This is a genomic window from Janthinobacterium sp. P210005 (assembly GCF_036231865.1).
GTDB lineage: Bacteria > Pseudomonadota > Gammaproteobacteria > Burkholderiales > Burkholderiaceae_D > Janthinobacterium > Janthinobacterium kumbetense.
Genome location: NZ_JAZARC010000003.1, coordinates 250,659 through 276,809 on the forward strand (window position 1 = coordinate 250,659; position 26,151 = coordinate 276,809).

General features: G+C 62.9%; 19 protein-coding genes and 1 tRNA gene. 13 read left to right on the forward strand and 7 right to left on the reverse strand.

The genetic code is table 11. The features are described 5' to 3' along the window. Nucleotides 1-3 precede the first annotated feature (3 nt). The 3 genes from hutU to VPH40_RS14825 form a co-directional block, all read right to left on the reverse strand. On the reverse strand, nucleotides 4-1,707 hold the full coding sequence (hutU, locus tag VPH40_RS14815) for a urocanate hydratase (RefSeq protein WP_328573805.1): 1,704 nt from the start codon (nucleotides 1,705-1,707) through the stop codon (nucleotides 4-6). Nucleotides 1,708-1,825: 118 nt separating this feature from the next. Beyond that, a complete protein-coding gene (locus VPH40_RS14820; protein ID WP_328573806.1) occupies nucleotides 1,826-3,499 on the reverse strand; it encodes an amidohydrolase in 1,674 nt (557 codons plus the stop codon). Nucleotides 3,500-3,565: 66 nt separating this feature from the next. After that, nucleotides 3,566-4,180, reverse strand: a complete 615-nt coding sequence (locus tag VPH40_RS14825) for a GNAT family N-acetyltransferase (RefSeq protein ID WP_328573807.1) — start codon at nucleotides 4,178-4,180, stop codon at nucleotides 3,566-3,568. Nucleotides 4,181-4,339: 159 nt separating this feature from the next. On the opposite strand from VPH40_RS14825, the gene VPH40_RS14830 reads away from it, so the two are divergent. Both VPH40_RS14830 and VPH40_RS14835 read left to right on the forward strand, forming a co-directional pair. Beyond that, complete coding sequence (locus VPH40_RS14830; RefSeq protein WP_328573808.1) at nucleotides 4,340-5,371, forward strand: hypothetical protein; 1,032 nt, start codon at nucleotides 4,340-4,342, stop codon at nucleotides 5,369-5,371. Between the two features lie 19 nt (nucleotides 5,372-5,390). Continuing rightward, the gene (locus VPH40_RS14835) at nucleotides 5,391-5,825 is read left to right on the forward strand and encodes a hypothetical protein (RefSeq protein WP_143451445.1); all 435 of its coding nucleotides are present in this window, start codon (nucleotides 5,391-5,393) and stop codon (nucleotides 5,823-5,825) included. 7 nt (nucleotides 5,826-5,832) lie between these two features. Here VPH40_RS14835 and VPH40_RS14840 read toward each other — a convergent pair whose 3' ends face one another. The 3 genes from VPH40_RS14840 to ada all read right to left on the reverse strand — a co-directional run bounded on the left by VPH40_RS14840 (nucleotide 5,833) and on the right by ada (nucleotide 9,305). Further along, nucleotides 5,833-7,488, reverse strand: a complete 1,656-nt coding sequence (locus VPH40_RS14840) for a mechanosensitive ion channel family protein (protein WP_328573809.1) — start codon at nucleotides 7,486-7,488, stop codon at nucleotides 5,833-5,835. Nucleotides 7,489-7,563: 75 nt separating this feature from the next. Beyond that, nucleotides 7,564-8,253, reverse strand: coding sequence for a 2OG-Fe(II) oxygenase (locus VPH40_RS14845; protein WP_328573810.1), 690 nt, complete (start codon nucleotides 8,251-8,253; stop codon nucleotides 7,564-7,566). Further along, entirely contained in the window at nucleotides 8,250-9,305 is a 1,056-nt protein-coding gene (gene ada / locus VPH40_RS14850; RefSeq protein ID WP_328573811.1) for a bifunctional DNA-binding transcriptional regulator/O6-methylguanine-DNA methyltransferase Ada, read from the reverse strand. The genes VPH40_RS14845 and ada overlap by 4 nt, the downstream gene beginning before the upstream one ends. A 179-nt stretch (nucleotides 9,306-9,484) precedes the next feature. On the opposite strand from ada, the gene hutC reads away from it, so the two are divergent. The 8 genes from hutC to VPH40_RS14890 all read left to right on the forward strand — a co-directional run bounded on the left by hutC (nucleotide 9,485) and on the right by VPH40_RS14890 (nucleotide 19,974). Beyond that, nucleotides 9,485-10,204: a histidine utilization repressor gene (gene hutC, locus VPH40_RS14855; protein WP_099666405.1), complete on the forward strand. Its 720-nt coding sequence runs from the start codon at nucleotides 9,485-9,487 to the stop codon at nucleotides 10,202-10,204. A 330-nt stretch (nucleotides 10,205-10,534) separates the two neighbouring features. Next, nucleotides 10,535-13,858 carry a PAS domain S-box protein gene (locus tag VPH40_RS14860; RefSeq protein WP_328573812.1) on the forward strand — a complete coding sequence of 1,108 codons (3,324 nt, stop codon included), beginning with the start codon at nucleotides 10,535-10,537 and terminating at the stop codon, nucleotides 13,856-13,858. Nucleotides 13,859-13,928: 70 nt separating this feature from the next. Further along, nucleotides 13,929-14,387, forward strand: a complete 459-nt coding sequence (locus VPH40_RS14865) for a response regulator (RefSeq protein ID WP_077409296.1) — start codon at nucleotides 13,929-13,931, stop codon at nucleotides 14,385-14,387. A gap of 302 nt (nucleotides 14,388-14,689) precedes the next feature. After that, nucleotides 14,690-15,016 (forward strand): thioredoxin TrxA, encoded by a 327-nt coding sequence (gene trxA / locus VPH40_RS14870; RefSeq protein WP_077408631.1) that lies wholly within the window; start codon nucleotides 14,690-14,692, stop codon nucleotides 15,014-15,016. Nucleotides 15,017-15,172: 156 nt separating this feature from the next. Continuing rightward, on the forward strand, nucleotides 15,173-16,435 hold the full coding sequence (gene rho / locus VPH40_RS14875; protein ID WP_034746249.1) for a transcription termination factor Rho: 1,263 nt from the start codon (nucleotides 15,173-15,175) through the stop codon (nucleotides 16,433-16,435). Between the two features lie 214 nt (nucleotides 16,436-16,649). Continuing rightward, the gene (locus tag VPH40_RS14880) at nucleotides 16,650-16,919 is read left to right on the forward strand and encodes a type B 50S ribosomal protein L31 (RefSeq protein ID WP_034746247.1); all 270 of its coding nucleotides are present in this window, start codon (nucleotides 16,650-16,652) and stop codon (nucleotides 16,917-16,919) included. A 152-nt stretch (nucleotides 16,920-17,071) separates the two neighbouring features. Next, entirely contained in the window at nucleotides 17,072-18,796 is a 1,725-nt protein-coding gene (locus tag VPH40_RS14885) for an ArnT family glycosyltransferase (protein WP_328573813.1), read from the forward strand. A gap of 197 nt (nucleotides 18,797-18,993) precedes the next feature. Continuing rightward, the gene (locus tag VPH40_RS14890; protein ID WP_328573814.1) at nucleotides 18,994-19,974 is read left to right on the forward strand and encodes a choice-of-anchor A family protein; all 981 of its coding nucleotides are present in this window, start codon (nucleotides 18,994-18,996) and stop codon (nucleotides 19,972-19,974) included. Between the two features lie 74 nt (nucleotides 19,975-20,048). Here the strand turns inward: VPH40_RS14890 and VPH40_RS14895 are convergent, their stop codons facing one another. Next, nucleotides 20,049-21,728: an AMP-binding protein gene (locus VPH40_RS14895; RefSeq protein WP_328573815.1), complete on the reverse strand. Its 1,680-nt coding sequence runs from the start codon at nucleotides 21,726-21,728 to the stop codon at nucleotides 20,049-20,051. Between the two features lie 132 nt (nucleotides 21,729-21,860). Between VPH40_RS14895 and VPH40_RS14900 the strand changes: the two genes are divergently transcribed. From VPH40_RS14900 to VPH40_RS14910, 3 genes are all read left to right on the forward strand, one after another. Next, nucleotides 21,861-24,224, forward strand: coding sequence for a DNA polymerase II (locus VPH40_RS14900; RefSeq protein WP_328573816.1), 2,364 nt, complete (start codon nucleotides 21,861-21,863; stop codon nucleotides 24,222-24,224). Nucleotides 24,225-24,498: 274 nt separating this feature from the next. Next, a complete protein-coding gene (locus VPH40_RS14905; protein WP_328573817.1) occupies nucleotides 24,499-25,815 on the forward strand; it encodes an enoyl ACP reductase FabMG family protein in 1,317 nt (438 codons plus the stop codon). A 154-nt stretch (nucleotides 25,816-25,969) separates the two neighbouring features. After that, nucleotides 25,970-26,056, forward strand: a tRNA-Leu gene (locus VPH40_RS14910). Nucleotides 26,057-26,151 lie beyond the last annotated feature (95 nt).

Below are 26,151 nucleotides of genomic sequence, written 5' to 3' on the forward strand. Positions count from 1 at the left end.
GTCTCAAGGAATCATGGGAAGAATCAGGCCGTTGCGCTTGGCGCAGGCGGCCGCTGTTTCGTAGCCGGCATCGGCATGGCGCATCACGCCCGAGCCGCTGTCGTTGACCAGCACGCGCGCCAGGCGTTTCGCCGCCGCTTCGCTGCCATCGGCCACGATAACCATGCCCGCATGCTGAGAATACCCCATTCCCACACCGCCGCCATGGTGCAGCGAGACCCAGGTGGCGCCGCCGGCCGTATTGAGCATGGCGTTCAGCAGCGGCCAGTCGGAGACGGCATCCGTGCCATCCTTCATGCTTTCCGTCTCGCGGTTCGGGCTGGCGACGGATCCCGTATCGAGGTGGTCGCGGCCGATGACGATGGGCGCCTTCAGTTCGCCCGTGCGCACCATCTCGTTGAAGGCCAGGCCGGCGATGTGGCGCTCGCCCAGTCCCAGCCAGCATATCCGTGCCGGCAGTCCCTGGAAGGCGATGCGCTCGCGCGCCATGTCCAGCCAGTGGTGCACCTGTGCGTGGTGCGGGAACAGCTCCTTGATCTTTGCATCCGTTTTATAGATGTCTTCCGGGTCGCCCGACAAGGCCACCCAGCGGAACGGGCCGCGCCCCTCGCAGAACTGCGGGCGGATGTAGGCGGGCACGAAGCCGGGGAAGTCGAAGGCATTTTGCACGCCCTGGTCGAACGCCACCTGGCGGATGTTGTTGCCGTAATCGACGGTGTGCACGCCCATGGCGTGGAAATCGAGCATGGCTTGCACGTGGGCGGCGCAGGAATCGGCGGCCGCCACCGTCAGGCGCGCATGGCGCTGCGGGTCCTGTTGCGCCGCCTTCCAGTCCGACACGCTCCAGCCGCGCGGCAGGTAGCCGTTGACCAGGTCATGCGCGGACGTCTGGTCCGTCACCAGGTCCGGCACCAGGCCGCCCGCCTTGGCGCGGCGCACCAGCTCCGGCAGCACTTCGGCCGCGTTGCCCAGGAGGCCGATGGAAATGGCTTCCTTGCGCTCCGTGTGGTATTTGACCAGTTCCAGGGCTTCGTCCAGGCTGGCCGCCTGCTTGTCCAGGTAGCGCGTGCGCAGGCGGAAGTCGATGCTGCTTTGCTGGCACTCGATATTGAGCGAGACGGCGCCCGCCATGGTGGCGGCCAGCGGCTGCGCGCCGCCCATGCCGCCCAGGCCCGCCGTCAGAATCCAGCGCCCGCCCCAGTCGCCGCCGAAATGCTGGCGGCCCGCTTCGGCGAAGGTTTCATACGTGCCCTGCACGATGCCCTGCGTGCCGATATAGATCCAGCTGCCGGCCGTCATCTGGCCGTACATGAACAGGCCCTGGCGATCGAGTTCGTTGAAATGTTCCCAGTTGGCCCATTTCGGCACCAGGTTGGAATTGGCGATCAGTACGCGCGGCGCGTCCGCGTGGGTCTGGAACACGCCCACGGGCTTGCCGGACTGGATCAGGAGGGTCTGGTCGTCTTCCAGTTCGCGCAAGGAGGCGAGGATCTGGTCGAAGCAGGCCCAGTTGCGGGCGGCGCGGCCGATGCCGCCGTAGACGACCAGGTGCTGCGGATTTTCCGCCACTTCCGGGTCCAGGTTGTTTTGCAACATGCGGTAGGCCGCCTCGGCCTGCCAACTCTTGCAAGCCATGGCCGTGCCGCGCGGGGCGCGGATGACACGGCTGGCATCAAAGCGTGGATCGTTGTCCATTGTGCTGTTCATGCTGTCTCCTCGTAGGGTGCGAGCGGGCGTATCTAGCCTGATACCTGGCCCGCTCTGGTACACCCAGCATAGGTTGTCTATACAACCAAGTCAACAGGTTTTTGCAAACGTAAACTGCCTATTTTTTCTCGAACACGCGCTTGCCCGCCACCCACGTCTGCAGCACCTGCGTCTTGCCGATGGCCTTTGGTTCCACGCTGAACAGGTCCTGGTCGACGACGATGAAGTCCGCCCATTTGCCCGCTTCCAGGGTGCCGATGGCCTTTTCCTGGTGCGCCGCCCAAGCCGCGTCGAGGGTGAAGCAGCGCAGCGCCTGCGTCACCGTCATGGCTTGCTGCGGGTACCAGCCACCGGCCGGGAAGCCCTCGCTGTTTTGCCGCGTGACGGCCGCGTGGATGCCCTCGAACGGGTTCGGCGACTCGATGGGGAAGTCGGAACCGCAGGCGATGCGCGAGCCTTGCGCAAGGAAGGTGCGCCACGCATACGCGCCCTTGATGCGCTCATGGCCCACGCGCTGCTCCGCCATGTTCTGGTCGGACGTGGCGTGCGTCGGCTGCATCGACGGCACGATGCCCAGGGCCTTGAAACGGGGGATATCGCTCAATTGCACCACCTGCGCATGTTCCATGCGGTGGCGCAGGCCCGCGCCGCGGTATTGCGCGATCAAGGCTGCATAGCCGTCGAGGATCTGGTGATTGCCCGCGTCGCCGATGGCGTGCACATTCACCTGGTAGCCGGCGCGCATGGCCTTTTCCATCTTCGCGCGCATGGCGCCGTCCGGGTAGAACAGCAGGCCGCGTGTGCTCGGATCGTCGCTGTACGGCGCCAGCAGGGCCGCGCCGCGGCTGCCCAGGGCGCCGTCGGACACCAGTTTGACGGCGCGCAAGGCGTACATGTCGCGCGCATAGCTATTCAAGGGGCCGTTTTTCGACAGCGCGTCGAAGTCTTCCGTCGTGTCAAAAATCATGCCGTACACGCGCACCGTCAGCTTGCCATGGTCCGCATAGTCGCGGAACAGCCGGTCCTGCATCTGGCCAATGCCCGCATCGTGCACGCTGGTCAGACCCACTTGCGACAGCTGCGCCAGCGCGCCATCGAGGGCAGCGCGGTTTTCCACGTCGCCCAGCTTGGGCAGCACGGCGTCCATCAAGTCCATGGCGCTGTCGACCAGCACGCCGGTGGCATTGCCGTCTGCATCGCGTTCGATCTTGCCGCCCGCCGGGTCTTGTGTGACGCGCGTGATGCCGGCCAGCGCCAGCGCGCGGCTGTTGGCCCAGCCCGCGTGGCCATCAACGCGGCGCAGCCACACGGGCCGCGCGCTTTCGGCCGCATCGAGTTCCGCTGCCGTGGGAAAGCGTCCCAGCTTCCAGATTTCCTGGTTCCAGCCATTGCCGACGACCCAGCTGCGCTCGGGATGCGCTTTGGCGAAGTCACCCACGGCCTGCACGGCGGCCGGCAGCGAGGCAGAACCGTACAGCATCACGCCGCTGGCGATCGTCCCCAGGCCGAAGACGTGGCCGTGCGCGTCGATCAGGCCTGGCAGCACGGTTTTTCCCTGCACGTCGACATGGATGGCGCCCTTGGCTGCCTTGCGTTTCACCTGCGCGGCACTGCCGACGGCGAGCAGCTTGCCCCCGTCGTCAAAGGCCAGCGCCGTGAAACGCAGCACCTTGCCGGCAGCATTGAGCGTGTAGCCGTTGGCATTGTCGATGACGGTATCGGCATGCGCGTGGCCGATGGCCCCCAGGCAGGCGAGCGTGAGCAGGGTGCGGCGCAGTGGCAAGGTCGGCATTTCCATCTCCAGGTCTTTTAGTCGTTAGCAAAAAGACGAGTGTATAGAAATTGGCAAAATGGTCAATCAGGAAGCGCGGGGCGCTCGTACCATCAGCCAGTAATCGCAGCCCGTGACGGCTTCCGCGTAGCGGCCCGCCGCCACGAAGCCAAGACGGCCATAGAACGGCAGGCTGCGCTCGTTGTAAGTCTCCAGGAAGCACGCGGCGCCGGCCGCATCGACGGCCGCCAGGCCCGGCGCCAGCACGGACGCGCCCAGCCCCTGCCCTTGCGCGGCCGGAGCGATGCCGGCGATCGACAGATACCACGCGTCTTGCAGGCCATGCGGCGCCAGCGCGTGCTCCATGTTCGCGACGATGGCCTTGAAATGCGCAAAGCCCCGCTCCCCCAGCAGCGCGCGCAAGGCGGCTTCGCGCTGCGCATACGCGGCCTGGCGCAGGGCCGCCGGCGTATCCGTCGTCCAGATGGCGGCGCCATTGCCCGCGTCGTCAGCCAGGTCGACGCGCCCCGCCTGCCACCCCTCGGCCAGCGCCAGCGCGAAGTAGGCTTCCAGCATGGCGTGCCGCGCCGCCTCGTCGTCGCCGCACGCCACCGTGACGGTGCGGTAGAACGGATCGTCGGTCAGGGCGGCGGCCAGGCTGCGGGCGGTGCGGGAGGATTCGATGTTGGATGGGCTGGACATGGGGACTCTTTCTTCTCATTGAAACGCCCGGCATCTTAACGCAAGCGCGCAGGCTTTGCGCCCAGTCAATACTTGCAAGGCTCCACAGGTCTACGCTGAGGTTTTCAGGTGGAATACCCCATGGCCAGGCACCATGTCATCAGCACCACCGCGTGCGACGTGTTCTTCAAGCTCGTGGCGCACCAAAAGAGCAGCCTGGGCGCGCGCTTCGACAGCATGATCGTCACCTTCAGCGCCGACGGCCAGCCCGTGCTGGGCGCCGCCCTGCGCAACGCGACAAGCGGCTGCGAACTGCACCGCCTGGCCGGCCAGCCCGACGAATGCTGGTGCTGCGGTTATGACGAGCAGCTGGAATTCGTCTCGCAAGCCAACGCACCGCTGGCGCACGCCGACTACCGGCTCACCTTGAGCAATGGCGAAACGTGGACGGGGACGACGAATGCGAAGGGGCGCACGGGGCGTATCGCCAGCAAGCGGGAGGAACAAATCACCCAGGCCGAATTCCTGCCGCACGCAGACAAATCGCCATGCTGCGCCGCCGCGCCAAAACACGCAGCGCCTGCCGTCAAGATCGTCCAGCTCGATGGCATCAAGACGAGCGACAAGGATGTCGGCTCGTCCGTGAAACAGGTCAAAGTGAAGGACAAGGTTCGCCCGCTGACCAAGGGCGAGATCGACATGGCGTGGATGCTGTTCCAGGATGCGATCGACTACGGCAAGGTCAAGGTGCATGGCGAACCGTATCTATGGTTTGGCTTGCAGCCGAAGGATGTGGCCATGACGCCGGATGGGGAGATTTATTTTCATGTATTGGACTACAAGGAGGACTTTTCCAAAGAAAAAGATAGTCTGAAACACTGGTTTATGCACGAAATGGTTCATGTTTGGCAGTACCAACTCGGATATCAAGTAAAACTGCGGGGAGCCATTCGCTTGGGGCTGGACTACAAATATACCTTGCTCCCCAATCAGAAATTATCCAGCCATGACATGGAAGCGCAAGGTGATTTATTGGCGGACTACTTTGTGCTGAGATTTTTAACTTCCACTCGTGCCATGCGCCAGCAACGCTATAAAAACTCCGGAGAACTGTTTAAAAAGGTACTCAATGATTTTTTTAACGACCGCAAGAGCCCGAAAAACTTGCCTGGTAACGATATTGACCATGAGCCTATATTCGATATTCCCTGACACATGGGCATATTCCCGCATGGCAGAAGCAGTTATCCAGTCGGCGCAGGGCATGCCCTGCTTCTCCATTACAAAAAAAGAAGAGGCACGCAATGGCCTGCCATTTCTTGGCGCACTCATGGTTTCAGACATGTCCGTGCAACCGGTAAAGGAAGTATGGGGGTTCTCCCTGCCGCCAGAAATGCCCTTATCCATCCGTGCCAGCACATGCATCCGCTATGGAAACGTGCCTACCGGTGCGACGGGCATACGCGCAGAAAAACTGATACCCGGGCATTTCTATAGCGTATTCCTGAATGGCAGCCCCAAAGATCCGTCCGATCCAACGTATGGTTACCAAGGAAAATTCTGCGTAGTGGCGACGGCGGCCGGACCTCAGAAAGTCATTCCTATTGACAGCGACATGCAGGAGTGGCGCACTGAAATCTGCCCACCCCATCCATCACGCCCATGATTCGACGTTATTTATCTTCCTCCCCCCGCTTCGCCGGCGCCCTGAACCACTGCTCCGGCGGCACCACGTGCGACTCTTTCGGGTCATCGATGTAGTGCGGCGAGGTGATCTGCACGTCGAATTCGTTGAAGACGTCGATGATGTTCTGATGCAAGCGGTTCAGCACTTCGGCGCGCTGGCGGGGGACTTCGGCGCTGGCGTAGGCGACGAGGCGGTATTGCACGTAGTAATCTTGCAGGGCCAGCTGCATCACGTACGGCTTCGGCGTGGTGGACAGCTCCGTCGTGCGCGACGCGGCCAGTTCCAGCATGGCGTGCACTTGCCGCCACGGCGTGGCGTAGCCGATGGTGACGGTGGAGTCGAGCACGAAGCCGCCGCCGGGCTGGGCGCGCGAATAGTTCTTTGTCGTCTGCGACATCACCCAGGCGTTCGGCAAGGCCACCTCTTCGCCCAGGCCCGTGCGCAGGCGCGTCTCGAACATGCCCACGTCGACCACCGTGCCTTCGCTGTCGCCCACGCGCACATATTCGCCTTTGCGCAGGGCGCGCGTGTACATCAGGATCAGGCCGCTGGCGCCCTGGCCCACGATGCTCGACGCGCCGATCGACACCATCAGGCCCACCAGCACGGACAGGCCCTGGAAAGCGGCCGTGTGCGAACCGGGCAGATACGGGTAGGCCATGGCCAGCGCGAACAGCCAGATCACCACGCTGGCGATGCGGCGCGTCGGCAGGGCCGTGTCCTTGTCCAGCCAGCCGATTTGCAATTCGCCGCTTTCCACACGCTTGAACAGCGAGGCGGCCGTGGCGGCGATCAGGCGCGCGATGGCGAAGATGACGCACACCAGCACCAGCCCCGGCAAGGCGCCGATGATGGCGTGGAAGACGTCGGCGGCCACGTCGAACAGATAGCCGCTCAGGCTTTCGCCCCAGGAGCGCGTGTAGGGCAAGCGGCCCAGCACGAAGGCGGCCCACAGATACGTGGCCATCAGGCGCAAGCCCCACAGCACGGCGCTCAGCAGTTGATACGCGAAGGCGATGTAATGTTCGGCGTCGAGCACGCGCACGTTCTTCAGGCGCACGTCGCGCAGGCGCGAGGCCAGCAGGATGCCGCTGCGGCGCTTGGCCCAGTGGTACAGACGCGTCAGCCCCATCCACACGAGCCAGAACACGAGGGTGGCGGCCGCGCACACGGCGGCGGCGATGGCCAGGTAACGCCAGCTGCCCTGTTCGCGGTAATCGAGCACGGCCTTGCTCAACTCGCCGGCCGCCGTTTTCGCCACGCTTTCCGTCGTGTCGCCGGCCAGCTGGTTGACGTCGCCAGGCACGACGACGAACAGCTGCACGCCGTCGAGCAGCACTTGCGTGCCTTCGGGAATCATGCGCGTGCTCGTCTGCAAGGGGCCATTCTTGGCCAGCACGCCTTCCAGGCGGCGCTGCGCGCCCGTGGCCCGCTCATCGGGCGGATAGCCGGCCAGCGCGGCGCGGAATACGAACACCTTGCGGTTGGCAAACATCAGCGGCGCCGTCCTGGCCGCCGCGGCCTGCGACGGCGCCACGACGGACGCGGCCTCCGCAACGAGCGCGGGCACGCCATCGTCCGCATGGGCTGCGGGCAGCAGGAAAATGGTCAACAGGCACAACAGGCGGAGCAGCGCGGACATGGCAGAAATGAAAGAGTGACAAGAAGCAGTCATCATGCCATGTAATCCTGGAAACTCAAGCGCCGCAGCTACCGTTCAGCTCGCATCGTGGAAAATGATGCCCAGGGTGTGGCGCAAGCCAGAACGCAGGCGCGACACGCCATGGCGCATGTTCACGCGGTAACTGCCGCGCGTGCCATTCACGGGACGCTGCGCGACGGGAAAGAGCACGGCGTCGCCCTGCGCCAGCGGCACCACTTCGGCGCGCGACTGCATGCGCGGGCGCTGCTCCGTCAGCACGAACTCGCCGCCCGTGAAATCGTCTTGCGGGCGCGACAACAATACGGCCAGTTGCAGCGGAAACACGTGCTCGCCATACAAGTCCTGGTGCAGGCAGTTGTAATCGCCCTCGCGGTAGCGCAGCAGCAAGGGCGTGGGCCGGGTTTGCCCCGCCGCATGGCAGCGCGCGAGGAAATCGGCGTGCGCCACGGGAAAGCGGCTATCGAGACCCATGCTGGCGTGCCAGCGGTTGGCGATGGCCGCCAGCGGCGGATACAGTTCCGTGCGCAAGGCAGCCACGGCGTCCGGCAGCGGGTGCGCCCAATACTGGTACTCGCCTTGCCCAAAACCATGGCGCTGCATCACCACCCTGCTGCGAAAACGCGACGCATCGTCGTACTGCGCCGCCAGCGCAGCGCACTGCGCGGGATTCAGCAAGCCCGGCACGACGGCGCAGCCGTATTGATTCAGATCATCCTCGATCTGGCGCCAGTCCAGCGCCCTCACCGTTCGCCCTCGCGTTCCAGCAGCGCCTGCTTGCGCTCCACGCCCCAGCGGTAGCCGGACAGCGCGCCATCGTTGCGCACCACGCGGTGGCAGGGAATGGCGACGGCCAGGGCATTGGCCGCACAGGCGCCCGCCACGGCGCGCGCGCCTTGCGGGGTGCCGATGCGCCGCGCCAGCTCGGCATAGCTGACCGTGCTGCCGGCGGGAATCTCGCGCAAGGCTTGCCACACGCGCTGCTGGAACACGGTGCCGCGCACGTCGAGCGGCAAGTCCAGTCCCAGGCCCGGCGCCTCGACCAGCCCCACCACCTGCGCCACCGTTTGTTCATAGTCGGCTTCCGCGCCGCGCAGCTCGGCTTGCGGAAAGCGATCCTGCAAGTCGCGCAGCAGCACTTCCGGGTCGTCATCGATCAAAATCGCGCAAATGCCCTTGTCCGTGCTGGCCACGAGGATGGCGCCCAGCGAGCAGGCGCCGATGGCAAAGCGGATCACGGCGCCGCTGCCGCCGGCGCGAAACGCGCCCGGCGTCATGCCCAGCAAGCCCGGCGTGGCGGCATACAGGCGGCCGCTGGAATTGAAACCGGCCGCGTACAGGGTTTCGGTGACGTTACCCGCCCCCTGCAAGCCGGCCTTCAGGCGCTCGCCGCGCCGCGCCGCCGCATACGCTTTCGGCGTGATGCCCGTGTGCGCCTTGAAGACGCGGTGAAAGTGAAAGCGGCTCAGGCCGGCGGCCTGTGCCAGGCTGTCCAGGTCGGGCAGCTCGTCGCTGGCGTCGATCAAACGGCAGATATCGGCCACGATGGCCGCCTGGCGCTGGGCCAGCGGCGGCAGGTTGGGCTTGCAGCGCAGGCAGGGACGAAAACCGGCCGCCTCCGCCTGCTCGCAACTGGCGTGGAAGGCCACGTTGCGGCGCAAGGCGGGGCGCGCCGCGCAGGATGGCCGGCAATACACGCCCGTCGTGCGCACAGAATAGTAAAAGACGCCGTCGGCGTCGGCGGCGCGGCGCTGCAGGGCGTCCCAGCGTTCATCGTCAGTCAGGTAAGCGTGTTCCATGGCGAACTCCGTGCAAGTCAATAGTCAGTCTCCAGCATAGCCAGCGCCAGGGCGCGCCACACTCCGGCGCTTGCTTTTGAATTCAAAAAGGCTGGCGGCAGGCATCGCGCTCGGTGCTAAAATCGGCCATCGCGCCTCCAGCCGGCGGCGCGCCCTGCCCGTGCCCCGGAGAAACCGCATTGGACGACCACAATACACAAGAAAATACGCCCATTTTCCAGCGCATCAAGGATTTTCTGCTGGCCGGCATCGCCGCCGGACGCTGGAAGGAAGGCGACGTGATTCCCTCCGAACAAGCCTTGGTCAAACAATTCGGCGTCTCGCGCATGACGGTCAACCGCGCCGTGCGCGAACTGACCAGCGAGCAGGTGCTGACGCGCCGCCAGGGTTCCGGCACCTATGTGGCACAGCAAAAATACCAGGCGACCTTGTTGGAAATCAAGAGTATCGCCGATGAAGTGCGGGCGCGCGGACATATCCACCGCAGCAGCTTGCAATTGCTGGAACGCACCAGGGCCTCCGACTTGCTGGCCAAGCAATTCGGCCTGCCGCCGGAACACCCGCTGTTCCATTCGCTGATCGTGCATTTTGAAAACGGCGTGCCGATCCAGGTGGAAGACCGCTGGGTCAATCCCGAGTGCGCGCCCGACTACATGACGCAGGATTTTTCCAGCATCACGCCAAACGAATACCTGATGGCCGCCGCGCCCCTGCAAGGCGCCACCTACAGCATCGAAGCGCTGTCGGCGCCGCGCGACATCGCCGAAATGCTGGCCATCGACACCAAACAGCCGTGCCTGGTGCTGCGCCGCCAGACGCGTTCGGGCGGCAAGATCGCCTCGATCGCCACCATGTGGCATCCCGGACACCGCTATCAATTCGCCGGCAGCTTTAGCTGAGGCTATCGCCTCGATTGAGTAGCACGAATTCGCGCCAACTTTCTCACGAATTCTCACCAAATCGCGAAAAAAACGGCCATTTCGGGGCAAAAAAAATCCCGTTTTGGCCGTTTCTGAACTTAAATACTCCGAGTAAATATTCGATGCTATAGTTGCCGCCAGAAAGCGCCGCAGGCGTTTATTTGAGCGCGCCTCATGTACTGCCAGCCTAGTCCAATCACGCCCCAGAAAGGGATGCATTTGTCGTATTGCAGCCACACGAGTTTCGGCGCACCACGCCCACGGCGCCCTGCGCTGCGCCGGCTCGCTCGTACGATGCTGGCGGCAGGCATGACACTTTCGCTGCCGGCGCAGGCGGCGGCAGCCGTCATGGCGCCGGCATTGCTGTGGCCGTATGCGGCTGCCAGCGCCACCGCCCTGGCGGGACTGGCTTGCTGGCAAGCCTGGCGCCTGCGCCAGCAGTTGCACCGCCAGCCCCAACCGGCGCAAGCCCAGGCCGAACAGGATGCCGTGCAAGCCTTGCGCGGCGCCACCATGGCCGGCTGGACCTGGCGGCCCCAGTCCGACCGGCTGCAGTTCGCGCCCCAGTACCAGGATGTCCTGGGCGACAAGAATGCCAAACTCGAGCATGCGCTGGCCGACTGGCTGGCCGAAGTCCACCGGGACGACCGCGCGCGCCTGAGCCTTGCCTTCCGCCAGCACCTGGATGGCCAGGCGCCCGGCACCTTCAATTGCGAATTCCGTTTGCGCCACAGCGACGGCCACTGGCGCTGGCTGCTGGCGCGCGGCGCCGTCCTGTCGCGTGCCTCGAACGGCGGCGCCACGCAGGCCAGCGGCATCGTCTGCGATATCAGCGAGCGCAAGCAGGATGAGCAATCGCGCATGCGCTCGATGCTGGAAGCGGCGCCCGAAGCCATGCTGGTGGCCGACGTCGAGGGCAAGGTGCATTACGCCAACCAGATCGGCGCGCGCTGCTTCGGCTATCCGCTGGCCGAATTGACGGGTATGTCACTGGAGCAATTGGTGCCGGAAAGCACGGCCAGCCACTCCGCGGGCGACCCGCAAGGGCGGCACAGCCTGCCGGGCCGGGTGATGATGGCGCGCCGCCGCGACGGCACGCACTTCCCCGCCAAGGTCAGCCTGTCGCCGCTGCGCATGGCCGGCCAGGTGTTTTCCATCGTCTCGCTGCGCGACATGACGCAGCGGCAACGCGCCGAAGAAGCGCTGCACGCCAGTTCGGAACGCTATCGTCTGATCGTGCAAACAGCCGCCGAAGGCATCTGGATGACGGATGCGAACGGCAAGACCACGTTCGTCAACCCGAAGATGGCGCACATGCTGGGCTACACGGTGCAGGAAATGCTGGGCCGTCCCCTGCTCGATTTCATGGACCGCGACAGCCAGTTGCTGATGCAGCGCCGCCTGGCCAGCCACGGCAGCTTCGCCAGCCAGCCGGACCAGGTCGATTTCCGCTTCTTCCGCAAGGACCAGTCCAGCCTGTGGGGCTTGCTATCGAGCACCAGCATACAGTCGGACAACGGCGAGCCGGGCGGCACGCTGGCGATGATCACCGACATCACCGAGCGGCGCCAGGCGTCGATCGCCCTGTCGAACTCGAGCCAGCGCATGGCGTCCGTATTCGGCGCCGTGACGAATGGCCTGGTGGTGCAGGACAGCCACGGCCACATATTGGAAAGCAATGCCGCCGCCGAACGCATGCTGGCGGCCAGTCCGGCCGGCAACAGCCTGTGGCAAGCCATCCGCGAAGACGGGTCCGCCTTCGACCAGCGCAGCCATCCTGTGCACATCACCCTGTCGACGGGCGAAGCCATGCGCGACGTGCTGATGGGCGTGCAGCAGCCCGACGGCAGCCTGTCGTGGCTGTCCGTGAATACCGAGGCCATCCGCGACGAATACGGCAAGGTGGGCATGGTGGTGGCCAGCCTGACGGACATCACGTATCACAAGCGCAGCGAGAGCGCCTTGCGCGAGCTCAATGAACATCTGGAAGAGCGCGTGGCGCAGCGCACGGAACAGCTGGACCAGGCCAAGCAAGTGGCCGAAGAAGCGAGCCTGGCGAAGGGACAATTCCTGGCCAACATGAGCCATGAAATCCGCACGCCGATGAATGGGGTGATCGGCATGGCCTACCTGGCCCTCAAAACGGACCTGGAACCGCGCCAGCGCGACTACCTGGAAAAAATCCGCTTTGCCGGCGAGCACTTGCTGGGCATCATCGACGATATCCTCGACATCTCGAAGATCGAGGCGGGCAAGCTGGAAATCGAGCATGTCAACTTCAGTTTCGACCACGTCGTGCAAACCCTGATGACGGTGGTGGCGCCGCGCGCCGCCGGCAAGAACCTGGAACTGCTGTTCGAAATCGACCCGCAATTGCCCGCCGTGCTCGTGGGCGACCCGCTGCGCCTGGGGCAAGTGCTGATCAACTACGCCAATAACGCCATCAAGTTCAGCGAACAGGGCAGTATTACCGTGAAAGTGCGCAGGGTGGTGGCGGACGCGAAACACTGCCTCGTGCGCTTTGAAGTGTGCGACCACGGCATCGGCCTGTCGCAGGATGAAATGAGTAAACTCTTCCAGTCCTTCCAGCAAGCCGACACGTCCACCACGCGCGAATATGGCGGCACGGGCCTGGGCCTGGCCATCTGCAAGCAGCTGGCGCAGCTGATGGGCGGCGACGTGGGCGTCGACAGCCGTCCCGGCGCCGGCAGCACCTTCTGGTTCACGGCCAACCTGGGCATTTCCGACCAGGCCGCGCCCGCCATGCTCGACAGCATGGTGCAGACGGCGGCCGCCATGCGCGCCAGCGCCGACGCAGCCCTGGTGATGCGCACGCTCAAGCATGCGCGCATCCTGCTGGTGGAAGACAATACGTTCAACCAGCAAGTGGCGCTGGAATTGCTGGAGGAAGCGGGCGCCTCCGTCTGCCTGGCCAACAATGGCGAGGAAGCGCTCGACCTGCTGCGCCAGACCCAGTTCGACTGCGTGCTGATGGACGTGCAGATGCCGCTGATGGATGGCTTGCAGGCGACGCGCCACATCCGCGCCGACCCGCAGCTGGCGCACCTGCGCGTGCTGGCCATGACGGCCACGGCCACCAGCGAAGACCGCGTGCGCTGCCTGGAGGCGGGCATGGACGATTTCATTTCCAAGCCCATCCAGCCAGCCATGATGTACCAGACCATCGCCAGCTGGCTGCCGGCGCACGAAACACCGCCGCCGCCGGCGCGCAGCCGCGCCGCGCCCGCCTTCAAGACCACCCTGGCGGGCGACCCGCAAGTGATCGACCTGTCCATCCTGGCCAAGTTGCTGGGCTACAACCCGGAAAAGGTGCGCAAGTTCGCCTTCAAGTTCCTGCAGACCACGCAGGATGGCTTTGGCGACATCGATGCGGCCCTGGCGCGCGGCGACGTGCACCAGGTGCGCGAACTGGGGCACCGCATCAAGTCGTCGGCGCGCACCGTGGGCGCCCTGGGGCTGGCCGAGCTGTGCCACAACCTGGAAACCCTGGCGCCGGGCGAACCGGCCGACGAGGCGGAGCGGGCACGGCGCATCGTCACGCGCCTGTGGCCCCTGCTGGAACAGATTACCGAACAAATCATGAATAACACCAGCTTTGCCAATGACGATTAGCTACCGCCAAATTGGATTGCGGCAAGGTATCGGCATCGACAACGATGCATATCAACAGAAAGACATGACGATGAACACTGTATCAAACCAAGCAAGCCGGGAACACAACGAAGCAGGCCTGGCGCCATTGCGCGTGCTGCTGCTGGACGACGACGTCTTCATGCTCGACGTGCTCAGCGACATGCTCGAGCAAATGGGCCAGTTCGACATCCGCTGCGAGTCGCACAGCGAACAGGCGCTGGCCACCCTGAAGCAGCACCAGCCCGACCTGCTGATCTGCGACCTGTCCATGCCCGACATCGACGGCATCGAATTTTTGCGCATGGCGGCGGAAAACGGCTTCCGCGGCGGCGTAGTCCTGCTGTCGGGCCTGCATTCGGCCGTGCGCCTGGCGGCCGAGCGCCTGGCCATGGCCAACGGCCTGCATATCCTGGGCACTTTCCGCAAGCCGATGGAAAGCGCGGAATTGCAGCTGATGGTGAACTTGCAACTGCAGCACTCGGCGCGTCTGGCCAGCGTCCAAGCCTGAGCGCGCAGGCCGGCCGGGAGGGCGGACACGGCGCTGCGGGCCAGCAGGCATGCGGCTTTGCCGCCCTGCCGGCACGCATGGGGACGATATGCCTCAAGTTTTTCTGCAATAATCGCCACGCTTTGAAAAAATGGGTTATTATTTCAGCCATCCCCGCCTGCATACCTCTGGTCGCACCTTCCAAGACATTGAAGTCGTGCCCATTGTCCCCATCTTCTAACTGCATTCCAGGAAGCATGGATGGCGAACCAGCGTATGGTTAATTCCAGGCATTATTGATCCCACCCTCATTTGAGGAAAATATGAGCGAAAATATCAAACACATTAGCGATGCATCTTTTGAAGCAGACGTCCTGAAATCCGATTTGCCAGTCCTGGTCGACTTCTGGGCAGAATGGTGCGGTCCCTGCAAGGCCATCGCCCCGATCCTGGAAGAAGTGGCCAAGGAATACGCCGGCCGCATCCAGATCGCCAAGATGGACGTGGACGCGAACCAGGCAGTGCCTGCCAAGTTCGGCATCCGCGGCATCCCGACCCTGATCCTGTTCAAGGATGGTGTTGCAGCTGCTCAAAAAGTGGGCGCCATGGCCAAGGGCCAGTTGACCGCTTTCGTCGACAGCAACATTTAATGTATGATGGGCAGCGCTGCGCCCGCAGCGCCGCCTGACTGGAACGACCGGGAAGCGGCTTTGCCCTCATTCGTGCACAGCCTTCCCCAATAATTAATCAACGCCACGCAGTCCCCTCCCCTACCTTTACATCCCGTCTCGGGACACTCAACACATATGCATTTATCCGAACTAAAGGCCCTACACGTATCCGCCCTGCTTGAGATGGCGATCGGTCTTGACATTGACAACGCAGCCCGCTTGCGCAAACAGGAGCTGATGTTCGCTATCCTGAAAAAACGCGCCAAGTCCGGCGAACAGATTTTTGGCGACGGCGCCCTGGAAGTGCTGCCTGACGGCTTCGGCTTCCTGCGCTCGCCCGACGCCAGCTACATGGCGTCCACCGACGACATTTACATCTCCCCTTCGCAAATCCGCCGCTTCAATCTGCACACCGGCGATTCGATCGAAGGCGAGGTACGGACCCCGAAAGATGGCGAACGCTATTTCGCATTGGTCAAAGTCGACAAGGTCAACGGCGAATCGCCGGAGATGTCGAAACACCGCATCCTGTTTGAAAACCTGACGCCGCTGCACCCGAACGAGCCGCTGCGCCTGGAACGTGAAATGAATGGCCAGGAAAACATCACCGGCCGCATCATCGACCTGATCGCCCCGATCGGCAAAGGCCAGCGCGGTTTGCTGGTGGCGTCGCCGAAATCCGGTAAATCCGTGATCCTGCAGCACATCGCCCATGCGATCACGGCCAACCACCCGGACATCACCCTGATCGTGCTGCTGATCGACGAACGTCCGGAAGAAGTTACCGAAATGCAACGCTCGGTGCGCGGCGAAGTCGTCGCCTCGACCTTCGACGAGCCGGCCACGCGCCACGTGCAAGTGGCCGAGATGGTGCTGGAAAAAGCCAAGCGCCTGGTCGAAATGAAAAAAGACGTCGTGATCCTGCTGGACTCGATCACCCGCCTGGCACGCGCCTACAACACCGTGATCCCTGCCTCGGGCAAGGTCCTGACCGGTGGTGTCGACGCGAATGCGCTGCAACGTCCAAAACGCTTCTTCGGCGCCGCGCGCAATATCGAAGAAGGCGGCTCGCTGACCATCATCGCCACGGCGCTGATCGAAACGGGTTCGCGCATGGATGACGTGATCTTTGAAGAATTCAAGGGTACCGGCAACATGGAAGTGCATCTGGAACGCCGTTTGGCTGAAAAACGTGTCTATCCGGCAATTAACCTGAACAAATCGGGTACCCGCCGCGAAGAATTGCTGATCAAGCCGAACGAACTGCAAAAAATCTGGATTTTGCGCAAGTTGCTGTACTCGATGGACGAGATCGAGGCGATGGAGTTCATTCTGGACAAGATGAAAGCGACGAAAAATAACGCAGAATTTTTCGATATGATGAGACGCGGTGGCTGATTTCCGGGGTCAGACCCGACGGGTCTGACCCCAGCCCTCCGTTGATCATCCCGCGACAGCCGCTCATCGAGCGGCTTTTTTATTGCCGTCCGCCGGAAAGCGCTATATAATCGACGGTTGCATTATTTTAAACCCTGGCAAGTGATCGGCAATCGGGTCAAGAAGCAGGACGACCGACGAAGTGCTGTTTGGCTACCAAACTAGAGAGAAGACCATGAAAGTCGATACCCATCCAGAATACCGCGAAGTTGTTTTCCACGATCTGTCGTGCGATTTCAAATTCGTTACCCGCTCGACCATCCAAACCCGCGAAAAAATCACCCACGACGGTAAAGAATACCCACTGGTGAAGATCGAGGTTTCGGCTGAATCGCACCCATTCTTCACGGGCAAGCACAAAATCGTCGATACCGCCGGTCGCGTCGAGAAGTTCCGTCAGAAGTTCGGTTCGGTTGGTTCGAAAACCGCAGTCGCAGCAGGCTAATTTTTGCCGCTTTGCGGCAAAAAAGGGCAGCTTCGGCTACCAGAGAAAAGGCAGCTACGGCTGCCTTTTTTGTCTTTGGCCGCTTTACTTTATACTCGCGCATACCCGACGCCATTCGTCGCGTCTTGCCACTATTCTGATACCGATTATCGATGAAGCCAGTCCGCCTTCCCGCCGCCGCCACACTCGCGCTGCCACGATGGGCCTTGTTTGCGCTCGGCCTGCTGTACATCCTGCCTGGCCTGATTGGCCGCGAACCGTGGAAGAACGATGATGCCGCCAGTTTCGGCATCATGTGGACCATGGCGCATGGCGGCCTGAACGACTGGCTGTGGCCCAACGTGGCCGGCCTGTCGCTGCCCGATGAAGGTCCGCTGGCCTTCTGGCTGGGCGCCATTTTCATCAAGCTGTTCGGCTGGATCGACGGCGACGTCTTTGGCGCGCGCATGTCGACCATCGGCATCTTCGTCGTCAGCACCCTGTCCGTCTGGTACACCGCCTTCAACCTGGGACGCCGCAGCGATGCCCAGCCGCTGCGCCTGGCCTTCGGCGGCCAGCCCGAGCCGGACGACTTCGGCTGCACCCTGGCCGATGCCGCCGTGCTCATCTACCTGGGTTGCCTGGGCCTGCTGCAGCACAGCCACGACATCACGGCCGAAGCGCTGTACGTGTCCCTGATGGCCTATTTGCTGTACCGCGCCGTGCGCTACATGGAAGGCCCGTCCGTGCGCAATGCGGCCCTGCTGGGCCTGGCGATGGGCGGCCTGGCCCTGGCGCGCGGCTGGATCACGCCGGCGGCCCTGAGCATCGCCTTGCTGCTGTGCACTATCTTCCTGCGCCTGCCGTTGCTGCGCAGCATACGCCACCTGGCGCTGGCCATCCTGATCGGCATCGCGCTGACCCTCGTCTGGCTGCTGCCGGGCGAATGGCTGCTGCCGTACGGCCATTCGCCGCTGCACGCCTGGATGGAGTGGAATTGCCGCCAGTTCAGCGCTCCGAGTCTGAAAAGCGTGCAGTATTTCTTGCGTGTCGGCATCTGGTTCTTCTGGCCCGCATGGCCTTTCGCCGCCTGGGCCGTGTACGCCTGGCGCCGCCAGCACCACGTGCTGCACATCGTCGTGCCGCTGACTTTTGTTGCTATGCTGGCAATATTGGGCCTGTGCCACCCCGATCCCGACCCGAGCCAGTTGCTGCCCCTGCTGCCGCCGTTGGCCGTCATGGCCGCGTTTGGCTTGCTGACCATGAAGCGGGGCGCCATCAACGCCATCGACTGGTTCTCCGTGATGGTGCTGACCATCTGCGCCCTCGCGCTGTGGCTGTTCTGGTTCGCCATCCTGACGGGCTGGCCGCCGAAACTGTCGCATAATGCCCTGAAACTGATGCCAGGCTTCAAGCCCGAACTGGACTTGCTGGCCTTCTTCGTGGCCGCCTGCGTCAGCGCGGGCTGGGTGGCGCTGGTGCACTGGCGCATCTCGCGCCAGCCGGCCGTGCTGTGGCGCGCCGTGGTGCTGTCGTCCGGCGGCCTGATCCTGATCTGGGTGCTGATCATGACCCTGTTCCTGCCGCCGCTGAACTACAGCAAGAGCTACGCCAGCGTGGCGCACCAGATTTCCGTCCACCTGCCGCCGGGCAGCAAGTGCATCAACAGCAACGTCGGCGCGGCCCAGCGCGCCTCGTTCGCCTACTTCGGCCACTTGCCGTTTGCCAGCGTGGGGCAGCAGGAATGCGATGTGTTCCTGTTGCAAGACAGCATCAAGGTTCCTGACAGCAAGGAACAATTGCCCGAGCACCACGGCGCGGACTGGATCAAGCTGTGGGAAGGGCGCCGCCCCACGGATGACGTGGAACGCTTCCGCCTGTACCAGCGCGTCAGGTAAGCAGAAAAAACCGGGCCTAGCCCGGTTTTTTTATGTCCGCATGCCAATCACTGCCGACAACAAAAGTGTTGCTTTTAAATATAGTTAATTACCTAAATTGAACTAGAATTGCTTTTTATATTATAATGATGGCTTGCGCGATGGCGGTGTCTTGCTTTCCCGCCCTATTCGTCCCCCAATTCACCATAAGGCTGTCCATGAAAAAATTTGCCACACGTACCTTGCCGCTCATCAGCGCCGCCCTGTTCGCCTTCTCCTTCAGCGCCTCGGCCCAGGCCACCGTGATTGACCTCGGCGTCGCCAACGGCTACTCGGCCTTCATCTTCGGCAACATCGGCAGCAGCAACGCCAGCGGCTTTACCAGCGTCAGCGGCAGCCTGGCCGCCGGCGGCAATATCTATCTGGAAGGCTACAGCGTCGGCACCAACAAGAAGCCGGGCAGCGCCGCCAACACGCTGGTCGCTGGTAACAACCTGAACATCGGCGGCGGCAGCATCAACGGTACGGGCGTGTATGGCGTGAGCAATGCCAACGGCACCGTGACGGCCCCATCGTGGTACCCAACGGGCACCTTCAGCAAGGGCAATGCTTCCACCCTGGACTTTGCAGCTGCCCAGCAGCAACTGACGACCCTGTCGGGCGATGTGGCCAAGCTGCAATCGAACGGCACCGTGATTTCGCAATACGGCGGCTTCAAGCTGATAGGCGACATCAACGCCGACGTCAACGTCTTCACGATCAATGCAAACGACCTGCATAACCTGAGCCTGGACGTCTCGTCGCTGAAAAGCACGGCCAGCATCATCATCAACGGCACCGCCACCAACATCACCATGAGCGGCGGCTTCGACAATTTCGGCAGCTTTGCCGACCGTACGCTGCTGAACTTCGCCAATGCCACCACCACCAGCCTGAACAACGTTGGCATCAACGGCAGCATCCTGGCGCCGAACAGCGCGTTTTCCGGTTCGGGCAGCATGAACGGCACCCTGGTCGCCAATTCGGTCAGCTCGATCAATTATGGCCACGTCTCGATGAACGGCGCCGGCTTCAACACGGTGAGTGTCTCGGCCGTGCCGGAACCAGGCACCTACGCCATGCTGCTGGCCGGCCTGGGCTTGCTGGCCTTCGTGCGCCGCCGCACGCCAGCGCGCGCACCGCAAGCCGCGATGGCCTGAGCTTTACGCTGAATCCATAAAAAACACCGGGCCGCGCAAGCGTCCCGGTGTTTTTTTATGCGCTGGCGAAAGACTTAGTCCCCGCTCAGCCCCAGATCCGTCGCCACCTGCTTGCGCAGCAGGTATTTCTGGATCTTGCCCGTCACCGTCATGGGGAATTCCTCGACGAAACGCACATAGCGGGGAATCTTGTAATAGGCGATCTGCCCGTCGCAAAAGGCGCGGATGTCGTCGCTGGTGGCCTGCGTTCCCGGACGCAAGATGATGCAGGCGCACAACTCTTCACCGTACTTGGCATCCGGCACACCCACGCATTGCACGTCGAGCACGCTGGGATGGCGGTACAGGAATTCCTCGACTTCGCGCGGATAGATGTTTTCGCCGCCGCGGATGACCATGTCCTTCGAACGGCCGACGATGCTGCAAAAGCCGTTGGCGTCGATCACGGCCAGGTCGCCCGTGTGCATCCAGCGCGCCGCATCGATGGCCTCGCTGGTTTTTTCAGGGTCGCCCCAGTAGCCCTGCATCACGGAATAGCCGCGCGTGAGCAATTCGCCCTTTTCGCCGCGCGGCACGATGCGCCCTTCCGCATCGACGATTTTCACTTCCAGATGCGGATGGACCCTGCCGATGGACGACACGCGCATTTCGCGCGGATCCTCGATCGCCGTCTGGAAACTGACGGGCGACGTTTCCGTCATGCCATACGCAATCGTGATTTCCGCCATGTGCATCAATTCGATGACCCGCGTCATGACTTCCATCGGGCAGGGCGAACCGGCCATGATGCCGGTGCGCAAATTCGACAGGTCGTATTGCTTGAAATCAGGATGGTCGAGGATGGCGATGAACATGGTCGGCACGCCGTGCAGCCCCGTGCAGCGCTCGGCCTGCACGGTTTCCAGCACGGCTTTCGGGTCGAAGCCTTCGCCGGGAAACACCATGGCCGCGCCATGCGTGACGCAGGCCAGGTTGCCCAGCACCATGCCGAAGCAGTGGTACAGGGGCACGGGAATGCACAAGCGGTCCTGTTGCGTCAGGCGCATGGCTTCGCCGATGAAGAAACCGTTGTTCAGGATATTGTGATGCGTCAAGGTGGCGCCCTTCGGCGCGCCCGTGGTGCCGGACGTGAACTGAATGTTGACGGCGTCGTCAAACTGCAAGGTCGCGCTCACTTCTTCCAGGTGCGCCAGGTCGGCGTCGGTAATGCCGTCCATCAAGGCATCGAAGTTGTGCATGCCGGGGGTGGCGGCCGCGCCCAGGCGGATGACGTGGCGCAATTGCGGCAAGCGCGGCGACTGCAGGGCGCCCGCGCGCGAACGGGCGATTTCCGGCACCACGTCTTGCACGATGGCCAGGTAATCGCTGGACTTGAAGCTGGGCGACAGGATCAGCGCGCTGCATTGCACCTTGTCGAGCACGTATTCGAGTTCCGAACGCCGGTAGGCGGGGTTGATGTTGACCATGATCAAGCCGGCTTTCGCCGTGGCAAACTGCGTCAGCACCCATTCGGCGCAGTTCTGCGACCAGATGCCGACCCGGTCGCCCGGCTGCAAGTCCAGCTTCAGCAAGCCGGCGGCCAGGCGGTGCACGCGCTGCTGGAATTCCAGATACGTCCAGCGCACGTTCTGGTGCGCCACGATCAGGGCGTCGTGCTGGCCGTAGCGGGCGGCGATGCCGTCCAGGTAAGCGCCTATCGTTTCGCCGATCAACGGCGTCTCGTGGGCGCCATGTACATAACTCATTGCTTGCATGCTGTCTCCAGGGTAATGGCGCGACGCGCTCTTCTTATGGTCATCGACTACAAAAATTATAGCCGCAACCGCCCCCGCCCTGCACCGGCTTGCTGTAATGTGCAGGCCAGCACACCCGACATTCACGGCACCATGACAGGCAACACGCAGCACCCGCCCGAACAGGGCTTCATCCTGACCCGCCACTGGCGCGACACGCCCGCCGGCACGGAGGTCGATTTCTGGCTGGCAACGGATGCCGGGCCCCGCCACGTGCGCCTGCCCGTGCAGACGGCCGTCGCCTTCCTTCCCATGGAGCAACAGGAACAGGCGCAACAGCTGCTGCGCGGCGAGCGCCACGCGGAGCTGCGTCCCCTGTCGCTGTGCGATTTCCACCATCGCCCCGTGCTGGGACTGTACTGCAAGCAATACCGGCATTTGCTGAAGCTGGAAAAGCAGCTGCGCGCGCACGGCATCGATGTGTATGAAGCGGACATCCGCCCGCCCGAGCGCTATCTGATGGAGCGCTTTATTACGGCGCCGGTGACATTCAGCGGAGAAACACTGCAGGAAGTGCAGCTGAAACCGGCGCCCGGCTACCGCCCCGCATTAAAACTGGTATCGCTCGATATCGAGACGACGGCGCATGGCGAGCTGTATTCGCTGGCGCTGGAAGGCTGCGGCCAGCGCCAGGTCTACATGCTGGGCCCGCCAAATGGCGTCGACGGGGAACGCGACTTCGACCTCGAATACTGCGACTCGCGCGCACAGATCCTCGACCGCCTGAATACGTGGATGGAGCGCCACGATCCGGACGCCATCATCGGCTGGAACCTGGTGCAGTTCGACTTGCGCGTGCTCAAGCAACATGCTGAGCGTTATCAAGTCCCGTTGAAGCTGGGACGGGGCGGCGCCGTGATGGAATGGCGCGAACATGGCGGCAAGCAGGAACACTATTTTGCGGCCGCCGCGGGGCGGCTGATCATCGACGGCATCGAAGCGTTAAAATCGGCGACGTGGAACTTTTCCTCGTTCAGCCTGGAAAACGTGGCGCAGACCTTGTTGGGCGAAGGCAAGTCCATCGACAATCCCTACCAGCGCATGGCCGAGATCGACCGGCGTTTCCGCGAAGACAAGCCGGCGCTGGCCCGCTACAACCTCAAGGATTGCGAGCTGGTCACGCGCATCTTCGCCAAGACCGAGCTGCTGACCTTCTTGCTGGAACGGGCCAGCGTGACGGGCCTGGCGGCCGACCGCAGCGGCGGCTCCGTGGCCGCCTTCGAACATTTGTACTTGCCGCTGATGCACCGGCAGGGTTACGTGGCGCCCAACCTGGGCGATGTGTCCGGCGAAAACAGCCCCGGCGGCTTCGTCATGGATTCGCAGTCGGGCCTGTACGATTCCGTGCTCGTGCTCGACTACAAAAGCCTGTACCCGTCCATCATCCGCACTTTTCTCATCGACCCCGTCGGCCTGGTGGTGGGCACCAGCGGCGATGAGGCCGACACCGTGCCCGGCTACCGGGGCGCGCAGTTTTCGCGTGTGAAACATTGCCTGCCCGCCATCGTGAAACAGGTGTGGCAGGGCCGCGAGATAGCCAAGCGCGAGCGCAACGCGCCGCTGTCGCAAGCCTTGAAAATCATCATGAACGCGTTTTACGGCGTGCTGGGCTCCAGCGGCTGCCGCTTTTTCGACCCGCGCCTCGCTTCGTCGATCACCCTGCGCGGCCACGACATCATGCACCGCACGCGGGAATTGATCACCGAGCAAGGATATCAAGTCATCTACGGCGACACGGATTCCACCTTCGTGTGGCTGAAAACGGCACATACGGATGAAGAGGCGGGCAAGATCGGCCGCGCCCTGGTGACGCATGTGAACGCCTGGTGGGACCAGCATCTGCGCGAGGAATTCGGCCTGGAAAATGCGCTGGAACTGGAGTTCGAGACGCATTACCGGCGTTTCCTGATGCCCACCATCCGCGGCTCAGAGGAAGGCAGCAAGAAGCGCTACGCGGGCCTGGTGGGCAAGCCCGACGGCAGCGAGCAAATGGTCTACAAGGGCCTGGAAACGGTGCGCAGCGACTGGACGCCGCTGGCGCAGCAATTCCAGCAAGCCTTGTACCTGCGCATCTTCCAGCGCGACGCCTACCAGGACTATGTGCGCGACTACGTGGCGCGCACGGTGCGCGGCGAATTCGATGCTTTATTGGTCTACCGCAAGCGCCTGCGCCGCCCGCTCGACGATTACCAGCGCAACGTGCCGCCCCACGTGCGCGCGGCGCGCACGGCCGACGCCTACAACCTGGCGCAGGGCCGGCCGCTGCAGTACCAGAACGGCGGCTGGATCAGCTATGTCATCACGGTGGCGGGGCCGGAACCGCTGGAAACGCAGCGCTCGCCCATCGACTACCACCATTACCTGACGCGCCAGCTGCAGCCGGTGGCCGACGCGATATTGCCCTTCCTGGGCGATGATTTTTCGCGCCTCGTGTCCGGGCAGCAGGATTTGTTTTAGATCAATTTTACTGACCAGCATGACAAAGCTGAGGTAATATCGGCGCCTGCCGGGCTTATCTGCCCCTGCCCAACAGGCGCTGTGCGCCGCGGCAGCGTAAAATACGCCATGGCGAAAGAATAAGAACTGCACGAAGAAGAAGATGCCATTCCAGACGAGAATCGTTCGCAACAGGATTTTCCACGCTGAAATGGCGCATAATTTCACACTATGTTGAACCAGCGGGCAGCGCGTTTAGCCGTCTGCCCCGCTAATTTTTGAATGAATTGATACCATGACCGAGATCACGTCCTTAAGAGACATCCCGCAAAAAAATATCTTCCGCAAGGGCGACACCTTTGTGCTGTTCGGCGAGCTGTTCGGCCGCGGCTATGTGAATGGCTTGCTGGACGAAGCACGCAAGGCGGGCATGAATATCGTCGGCATGACGGTCGGCCGCCGCGATGAAAACATGGCGCTGCGCCCGCTGAACGCGGAAGAGCTGGCCGAAGCCGAAGCCAACCTGGGCGGCCGCATCATCAATGTGCCGCTGATGGCCGGTTTCGACCTGGATGCGCCTGCCGGCGAACCTACCCCGACGGCCCTGCTGGCCGACATGACCCTGAAAAGCTGGCAAGAAGACAAGCTGGACTGGGCGCAGATCGAGCGCTGCCGCGAAGCCGGCATCGCCCGCTTCAGCGCTTCCGTGGCGAAAGCCATGGCCGAGCTGGACAGCCTGATTCCTGACGGCAGCAATGTGTATTTCGCCCACACCATGGCTGGCGGCATTCCGAAGGTCAAGGTCTTCCTGGCCATCGCCAACCGCATCTACAAAGGCCGCGGCGAGCGCTTCATGTCCTCGCGCGCCCTGCTCGACAGCGACCTGGGCAAGCTGATCCTGATGAACTTCGACGAAGTCACGGCCAACACCCTGCAACACCTGATCGACGGCAGCGCCGCCATCCGCGCCCGCATCGAGCAGAAGGGCGGCCAGGTGCGCTACAGCGCCTATGGCTACCACGGCACGGAGATCTTGATCGACGGCAAGTACCAGTGGCAAACGTACAGCAACTACACGCAAGGCCTGGCCAAGATGCGCCTGGAAAACGTGGCCAAGGCCGCGTGGGAAAAAGGCATCAAGGCGACCGTCTTCAATTGCCCGGAAATCCGCACGAATTCGTCCGACATTTTCGTCGGCGTGGAACTGTCGCTGTTCCCCCTGCTCGACGCGCTGAAAAAAGAAGGCGGCGCAGCCTGGGCCGAAGAGCAATGGAAAATCTGCCAGGGCTTGCTGGAAGACGGCGTTTCGCTGCAAGACTTGCTCGATCGTATCGCCGCCTACAACGGCGACGCCACCAGCGTGCAATTCCGCAACTTCGCCGCCTGGCCGATGGACAACACGCCAGAGCTGGCCGAGGTCATGATCGGCACCTCGGACGACATCACCAAGCTGCACAAGGACCGCAAGGAACTGATCACCGACCACCTGAGCTCGCTGGTCCTGGAAGGCACGGGCCCGCTGATGTTCCACGCCATGTCGGAGCCGCAAGCGCCCGTCGTCTGGCTCAACCACGACATCATCGCGCGCCAGCTGAACTCCGTGCATAACTGATTCCAGCATCGCCGCAGCCTGACCACGCCGTCCCCGGTTCGCGCCCGGGACGGCGTTTTTCATGCAAGGACGGTGCCCGATAAATGGGCTAAACCGTTTGCCAAGCGAAAAACTTGCCGTATCGCGATAAATCAGTGATAATGCGTCTCGCGTTGCCGGGATGGCGGAATAGGTAGACGCACGGGACTCAAAATCCCGCGCTGGAAACAGCGTGCCGGTTCGATTCCGGCTCCCGGCACCACCAGACAAATCGAAGAAGTACCGATAAAGCCATTAAATCCAATGAAATCAAGGATTTAGTGGCTTTTTTCTTGTCTGTTCAATCCGATCATTCCC